The 7,110-nt window shown below is 39.6% G+C and carries 9 protein-coding genes; all 9 read left to right on the forward strand.

The annotated features are described in order from the left end of the window. Window positions 1-6 precede the first annotated feature (6 nt). A complete protein-coding gene (locus tag ACWB0I_RS17185; RefSeq protein WP_479389326.1) occupies window positions 7-147 on the forward strand; it encodes a thioredoxin family protein in 141 nt (46 codons plus the stop codon). 508 nt (window positions 148-655) lie between these two features. Beyond that, entirely contained in the window at window positions 656-1,801 is a 1,146-nt protein-coding gene (locus tag ACWB0I_RS17190) for a permease (protein WP_479389318.1), read from the forward strand. A gap of 19 nt (window positions 1,802-1,820) precedes the next feature. Next, complete coding sequence (gene arsB, locus ACWB0I_RS17195; protein WP_479389319.1) at window positions 1,821-2,915, forward strand: ACR3 family arsenite efflux transporter; 1,095 nt, start codon at window positions 1,821-1,823, stop codon at window positions 2,913-2,915. 481 nt (window positions 2,916-3,396) lie between these two features. After that, complete coding sequence (locus ACWB0I_RS17200; RefSeq protein WP_479389320.1) at window positions 3,397-4,182, forward strand: sulfite exporter TauE/SafE family protein; 786 nt, start codon at window positions 3,397-3,399, stop codon at window positions 4,180-4,182. Between the two features lie 171 nt (window positions 4,183-4,353). Further along, window positions 4,354-4,659: an ArsR/SmtB family transcription factor gene (locus ACWB0I_RS17205; RefSeq protein WP_479389321.1), complete on the forward strand. Its 306-nt coding sequence runs from the start codon at window positions 4,354-4,356 to the stop codon at window positions 4,657-4,659. Window positions 4,660-4,717: 58 nt separating this feature from the next. Next, window positions 4,718-5,455, forward strand: coding sequence for a sulfite exporter TauE/SafE family protein (locus ACWB0I_RS17210; protein WP_479389322.1), 738 nt, complete (start codon window positions 4,718-4,720; stop codon window positions 5,453-5,455). A gap of 14 nt (window positions 5,456-5,469) precedes the next feature. Beyond that, window positions 5,470-5,847 (forward strand): rhodanese-like domain-containing protein, encoded by a 378-nt coding sequence (locus ACWB0I_RS17215; RefSeq protein ID WP_479389323.1) that lies wholly within the window; start codon window positions 5,470-5,472, stop codon window positions 5,845-5,847. Beyond that, complete coding sequence (locus ACWB0I_RS17220; protein ID WP_479389324.1) at window positions 5,844-6,845, forward strand: porin; 1,002 nt, start codon at window positions 5,844-5,846, stop codon at window positions 6,843-6,845. Before ACWB0I_RS17215 ends, ACWB0I_RS17220 begins: the two co-directional genes overlap by 4 nt. Window positions 6,846-6,925: 80 nt before the next feature. Continuing rightward, window positions 6,926-7,110, forward strand: a 185-nt coding sequence (locus ACWB0I_RS17225; protein WP_479389325.1) for an FmdE family protein, incomplete at its 3' end; no start/stop codon positions are given.

Genomic DNA, 7,110 nt, shown 5'->3' on the forward strand with positions numbered 1-7,110 from the left:
GAAAAAATAGAAGATTTAAACGCCATGGCCGTGGCCGGCGTCATGCGCACGCCAGGTCTGGCTTTTGACGGCCAGCTTGTTTTGCAGGGCAAACTGCCCACGCTTTCCACCTTAAAAAATTGGATTCAAAAAGAGCATCCTCGTTGAATTGCGTAAGTGTTAGGTTTAGTGGTGGTTTTTGAACCAGGATTAATTAGATTAAAGGATTGCCTGGATTCCATGCCCCAGCGAAAGTTAATTCTCAATTTTCAGGCTAAATTGTGAAAGCAGAAAATTCAATTCATGTTAATCTTAAAATCAGGCAGATCATGGTTTAAACTGATAAAATGCACAACGAACGGTCATTCCGAATTCCCGCCTGGCGGGATGAGGGCCAGCTTGTGAATGAGTTAAGAGTATAAGAGTATAAGAGTATAAGAGTATAAGAGTGTAAGAGTGTACAAGTTTAGCAGTTTAGAATACTTCCTTCAAAACTTCTATCCCGCCATGGCGGGATGCGAAAAGTTTCGTGAATGCGTAACAAGTAACACGTAACTCGTTACACGTTACTTTTTACGCTGTCAAGCACATGGCCTACTTTGCCGTTTTTTTACGCTCTTTGCGGTTAAAGCAGCCATTTGACTGAAAACCATAAAAATTAAGACGGAAAAAGAAAATGGAACGGTTATTCAAGATTAAAGCGTGGTGGAACGAAGAGTGGCAAAAATTCTTTTATCTTTTAGTCGCCTTCAGTTTTTTTTATTTTATGCCTCTGGAAAGCGGCAAAGTGATTAAAGCGCTTACGGCCGGCCTCACTCTACTTCACGACTACGCCAGACGCCATGTGCTCACCTGCCTGGTTCCGGCCTTTTTTATTGCCGGGGCGATTGCCGTTTTTGTTAAAAAAGACAGTATTCTGCAATTATTAGGCCCAAAGGCTAAAAAATACATTGCCTATCCCATTGCCTCTATTTCCGGCGGCATTCTGGCTGTTTGCTCCTGCACCATTTTACCGCTCTTTGCGGGCATTTACAAGCGCGGCGCAGGCATAGGACCGGCCGTGGCCTTTCTGTTCACGGGACCGGCCATCAATGTTACAGCTATTTTTTTAACCGGTAATGCGGTGGGCTGGGATTTTGCCTTTGGACGCTTAATCGCCTCGATTATTATTGCCATTATAGTAGGGCTGTTGATGGGCCTGATTTTCAAAGAACACGACGAGCGCAGCGCTCAAAATTTTTTAATGGGTATGGATGAAGAAAAGCCGTACAGCAACTGGACGATTTTCTTCTTTTTATTCCTGCAGTTTGGCGTATTAATTGTACTGGGCCTGCACATTCCCATGCTGATAAAATGGCTCGTGGCTGGCCTCTTTTTACTCCTACTGTTCTGGCTTGTTTTCTTTAAGCTTCGCCAAGAAGACAATGCGGCATGGATAGTCGAAACCTGGGATTTGACTAAAAAGATTTTGCCCTACCTGTTCGTCGGAATATTTGCCGCAGGGATGATTGATGTGCTGGTTCCGGACCAATGGATTCAACTGGCTGTCGGACAGAACACTCTGGCCGGTAATGCAGTGGCTTCTGTTTCCGGCGCTTTAATGTACTTTGCCACATTAACCGAAATTCCGATCATCGAGACGCTGATGAAAATGGGCATGGCTCGCGGTCCTGCCCTAACTTTATTTTTAACCGGCAATTCACTGAGCATTCCAAGTATTATGGTGTTATTCCAGTTAATGGGCAAAAAAAAGGCACTGACCTACATCGTTTTAATTTGTGCCTTTTCTATGGTTGCGGGATTAATTTTTGGAGATTTCTAATATAATGATGGAGGAGAAAATGTCGTCAGTTTCCATGCGTCTTTCCTTTTTTGATCGTTTTTTAACCTTGTGGATCTTTGCCACCATGTTTTTGGGAGTGCTGATCGGGCACCTGGTTCCCGGCATGGCAAATTTTTGGGATCAATTCAAAGCAGGCACCACCAATATTCCACTGGCAATAGGTCTCGTTTTAATGATGTATCCTCCCCTGGCTAAAGTGCGATATGAAAAACTGCCTTCTGTATTCAAGAATTTACGTTTTCTGGCCCTGTCACTGATTCAAAATTGGATTGTAGGGCCTTTCGTCATGTTTCTTTTAGCTATTTTATTTTTATCAGATACGCCCGACTTAATGATCGGCGTTATTTTAGTGGGGCTGGCCCGTTGTATTGCTATGGTTCTGGTATGGAATGATTTAGCGGATGGCGATTCTGAACTGGCCGCCGGCCTGGTTGCTTTCAACGCACTTTTTCAGGTTTTTTTCTATTCCATCTACGCTTATTTTTTCATTACTCTTCTACCTCCAATTTTTGGTTTAAAGGGCACCATCGTCCAGGTGTCCATCTATGAAATTGCGCTAACCGTTTTGATTTACCTTGGCATTCCTTTTCTGGTGGGCTTGACATCGAATATGGTTTTGCGCAAAATGAAAGGGGATACGTGGTATTATAAAAAGTTCATCCCCAAAGTTTCTTATCTTACACCGATCGCTTTGCTTTTTACTATTTTTGTCATGTTCTCATTGAAAGGTGAAAAAATTGTCGATTTACCTATCGATGTGGTGCGCGTGGCCATTCCATACACCATTTATTTTGCCATCATGTTTTTTATTACTTTTTTTGCGGCCAAACGCATGGATGCTTCTTACGAACAATCTACAACCGCAGCTTTTACTGCCAGCAGCAACGATTTTGAACTGGCTATTGCGGTGGCCGTCTCCGTATTTGGCGTAAATTCGGCCACTGCCTTTGCAACGGTAATAGGCCCCCTGGTTGAAGTACCTGTATTAATTAGCCTGGTAAATGCGGCTCTATATTTCAAAAAGCGTTTTTCTTTTGCTCAAAAAGACAAAAAAATTGCCATAGCTTGTGAAACTGAAAATATCAAAAATTAAAAAGGAACCGTGAGTTTGAAAGAATCGCTGATAGATAACAGCCAGGAAAAGGCCGCTTTCTTCTTAAAAAATTCACTTAAGAGTTTAGAATACTTCCTTTAAAAGATCTATCCCGCCATAGCGGGATGCGAAAATTTTCGTGAACGCGTAACACGTGATAAGTAACGCGTGACGCGTTTCTTATTATGTTGTTAAGTAGTGGCGCGTTCTTTGCGACTGCTTTGCGCCCTTTGCGGTTTATTAAAAGCTTTGGTTGCGGATTTGCTGACATAGTAATTATATAAAAAGAAGCAGGCTATCAAATTTCATTGCCTCTACTTTGAAACTGCCTGCACTCGCTGGGAAGTCAGCAAGTAAAAGTTTTAGATATGGACTAAATGTGATGATCATGCTTAGGTAAAAGAAATCTGTGCTATTTTGCACATCTAAAATTTTTTAATTGAACTAATAAAAGAGCGTAATTGACCGATAAGAAGGATTCATGACATTTTTAAGCTTAATTGTTTTCTTTTTTTTAGCTATTGTTCTTAGCAGTATTGGGCTGGGCGGAGGCGCCTTTTATGTCCCCTTACTATTGGGGCTTGGCTATCCTTTTTATGACGCTTCTATCATCAGTCTTTTTCTTATTACGATTACCGGCTTTTCTGCAGTATCAAGATTCTGGAAGGCAGGTCTGGTTGACTGGAAACTGGCCATTGCCATGGATGTATTTACCGATATCGGCGCTTTTATTGGCGGATTTACCGCAAGAGGATTTTCTCCGGCTGTTTTGAAAGGCGCCTTATCCGCATTTTTAATTCTTTCGTCCATAATTATGATTATTAAATCTCAAAACCGGAAACCCTGGCGCCTTCATCTGCCCTGGGGAGAATGGAAAAGTAAAGGGCTCAACGAAGAATATTCCGTAAATCTATTGATTGTCATCCCAAGCACGTTTTTAATCGGCTATCTTTCTGGCGCCCTGGGTGTGGCTGGTGGTTTACTAAAAATTCCATTGATGGTTATTGTATTTGGGGTTCCTCAAAAAATTGCCGTGGCTACCTCTTCACTCATGGTTGGTTTAACAGGCCTATTTGGTCTGATTGGACACGGAATTCATTATAGCATAGACTGGTTTCATCTCTTCTGGTTTGGCATCGTAGTGCTGATAGGCGCACAAATTGGTTCACGAATTTCGATTAAAATGGAAAAAAGAACTTTAAATACATGGATGGCCGTTATTTTTTGTGGTATGGGGTTATGGATCTTGCTTTCGTCTCTTTTTTAGCCTTTTCGCGTTATTCATCCGCCAGTTAAAAACGATCAAAATTTTTTTATTTTCGCCGACTAATGTTGACTACCAATATCCAATAAGATTGCTCCAGGTAGAACTGGAACCATAAAATAAAAAATTAATCGTAATATTGCGATAAACGATAAACTTCATTATATTTGACATATGGATAGAAAAGTACAACAGATTGAATATAGTGGAGATATAAAAGAATTGGCGCGTTTTGCCAAAGCCCTTGGTCATCCTACAAGACTTTTGATCTTACAATATCTGGATAAAAAGTCTTGTTGTTTTACCGGTGACCTGGTGGAAATTTTGCCCCTTGCCCAATCAACAATTTCCCAGCATCTTAAAGAATTAAAAGAGGCAGGGCTGATTCAGGGCGAAATAGATCCGCCTAAAATAAAATATTGCATCAATCAAGAGAAATGGGCCAGGGCAAAATATTTGTTTGAGGAATTTTTTAAATAAAATTTTTTATCTGAATTAATCGTCTATTTGCGATAGACTATAGCAACATGGAGTGTGTATGGATTTCTTGATTTTTGTCATATCGTTCATTGCTGCTTTTGTTTTTGCGCTCGGTGGCGTGGGAGCTGCCATCATATTGATTCCGATCCTTGTCTCCCTTGGCATCCCGCTTAATATTGCAAAACCTGTGGGCCTATTTTACAATACGGTCAGTTTAAGCAGCGCCAGTATCAATAACATAAAAAACAAGCGATTAGATTTTAAAATAGGAATACCTATTATTATTTCTTCATTCTTGTTTGCCATTGTTGGAGCTTATGTTTCAAAATTTTTCCCGGACAAGATCATACTTATCCTGTTCATTGCCTTCTTACTTTTCTCCAGTTTCATGTTTCTTTTTCACAAGAAAAAAGAACAGGAAAAATATATTACACAAATTCCTTATATGAAATTAATTTTTATCGGAATTTTCGCGGGAACTCTCTCCGGCTTGCTCGGAGTTGGCGGCGGAGGAATCATTTCGCCTCTTATGTTGATGATCGGATTTAATCCTAAAAAAATTGCCGCTATCACTGCTTTTGTGGTACCGTTTTCTTCATTTTCCGGGTTTTTGACATACTGGGCCATCGGAAGCGTTAACTGGCATATATTAATTGTTGCTTCCCTGGCCGGGATGAGTGGCGCTACGTTAGGCACAATATTTATGCATAATAAATTGAATGCGATTACAGTAAAAAAAATTATTGCCATTATTCTATTCATTATGGCAATTAAGCTCATCTTCAAAATTATTTAAAGGAGGAAACAACAATGGAAAAAGCATTGAGAACTATGGATCTGGAATTTTGTGGAATGGGAAAACACAAGATTACCGTGGAAAAGTTTTTTGAAAGCGCTCCGATGGTTTTCCTTGACGTGCGCGACCGGAACGAGGTTAAAACGCTCACTTTTAATTTTGAACTTTTTGGAATTGAAACCAAAAACATTCCCATTCATGAACTACCCGACAGACTGAATGAATTACCGAAAGATAAGTTAATTGCCTGTTTTTGTTCGTCCGGCACGCGATCGGCGTGGGCCTATATCTATCTTTTTTCAAAAGGTTACCAGGTAAAATGGCTGGAAGCTTCTAACGAAGATCTGGCAAAAGTGTTAAAACCAGGAAAAATATTAAAGGTAAGCAAATGAAACAATTGCTGGTAATTTTTTTCATTTTTTTCTTGTGGGCCCCATTATCAGCAAAAGAGAAAAAAATAACCGACCATTTTGAGTTCAACGGATATATCCAAATACGGGGCATGAGCAATTTTGATGATTATGCAGGATTTGCGCTAAGAAGGTTAAAACTGTGGATTAAATCAAAACCTGCCTTTTCTGCCCATTGGTCATATAAAATACAAGCCACCTTTTCAAGTTATTCCCAGGAAAAGTTCTTTTTACAGGATGTTAAAATCGGTTACAAAACAGGACAAATTTCATTTGATCTGGGACAGTTTGTCCCACAATATAGTTTGCAACGCTTTCAGCACGATTATCAGATACCTCCGATCGAACGGGCAAGAGTTGTCAATACGCTCATCCCCGATGGGACCCTGGGCGTGAGAGACATCGGGGTACAGATCAATTTTACTTCATCCACTGGATTATTCGAAACGCATCTTGGACTTTTTAATGGTTATGGTATTAAGGAATATCGTTTTAATAATAAAGGAGTTATGATTTCAAATAAAAACGTATTGAATTTTCCTTTTCAAAAAAATGAAATCAAATTGGGCTTTTCTTTGCAATATCGATCTGCGGAAAACCTTCCTATGCGGGATATTTTGGCCGACTCTATATTATATTCTGGAAAAGATGTGAGACAAAATTTATTTTTCATGTTTAAAGGGGAAAAATTCAATCTACAAGCAGAATATTTAAATGCCAACTTTAAAGGACAAAGAGCTTATGGCTATTATTTCCTTTCTTCCGTAAACTTTGAACAGATTCAATTAGTTTTTTCTTATGAATATTATAAAGATCTAATTGAGCAAACCGCTGATAATCCATACTATCGGATTGGCTTTAATTATCTGATCCATGAATACAAAATTAAATTAGCCTTTGATCACTATTTTCAAATACGTGATCATCAAATCAAAAGTTTTCAGTTCGTTATGCAACTACAATTATTTTTAAATCAATGATGTTGGAACAAATGGTTAAGTCAAATCAAAGGCTTTGCCCAACGGATTACATTTAGCTGAAACAGCAATAAACAAACTCGGTGTACAGCGTACAGGCAATAATTTTTTACACGCCATTTTGGAGATCTGAGATCATCCATCATTGCGCTACCTGTTTTGCCGACGGCGTACAGGTTATGACGGGCTGTACGTTTGGTAAAGGGAATATCGAAAAGACTTATAAAGGGAAATGGGGCCTTATCTTAATTGATAAGCGAACTAACCG

The sequence above is a fragment of the Caldithrix sp. genome, from assembly GCF_056497305.1.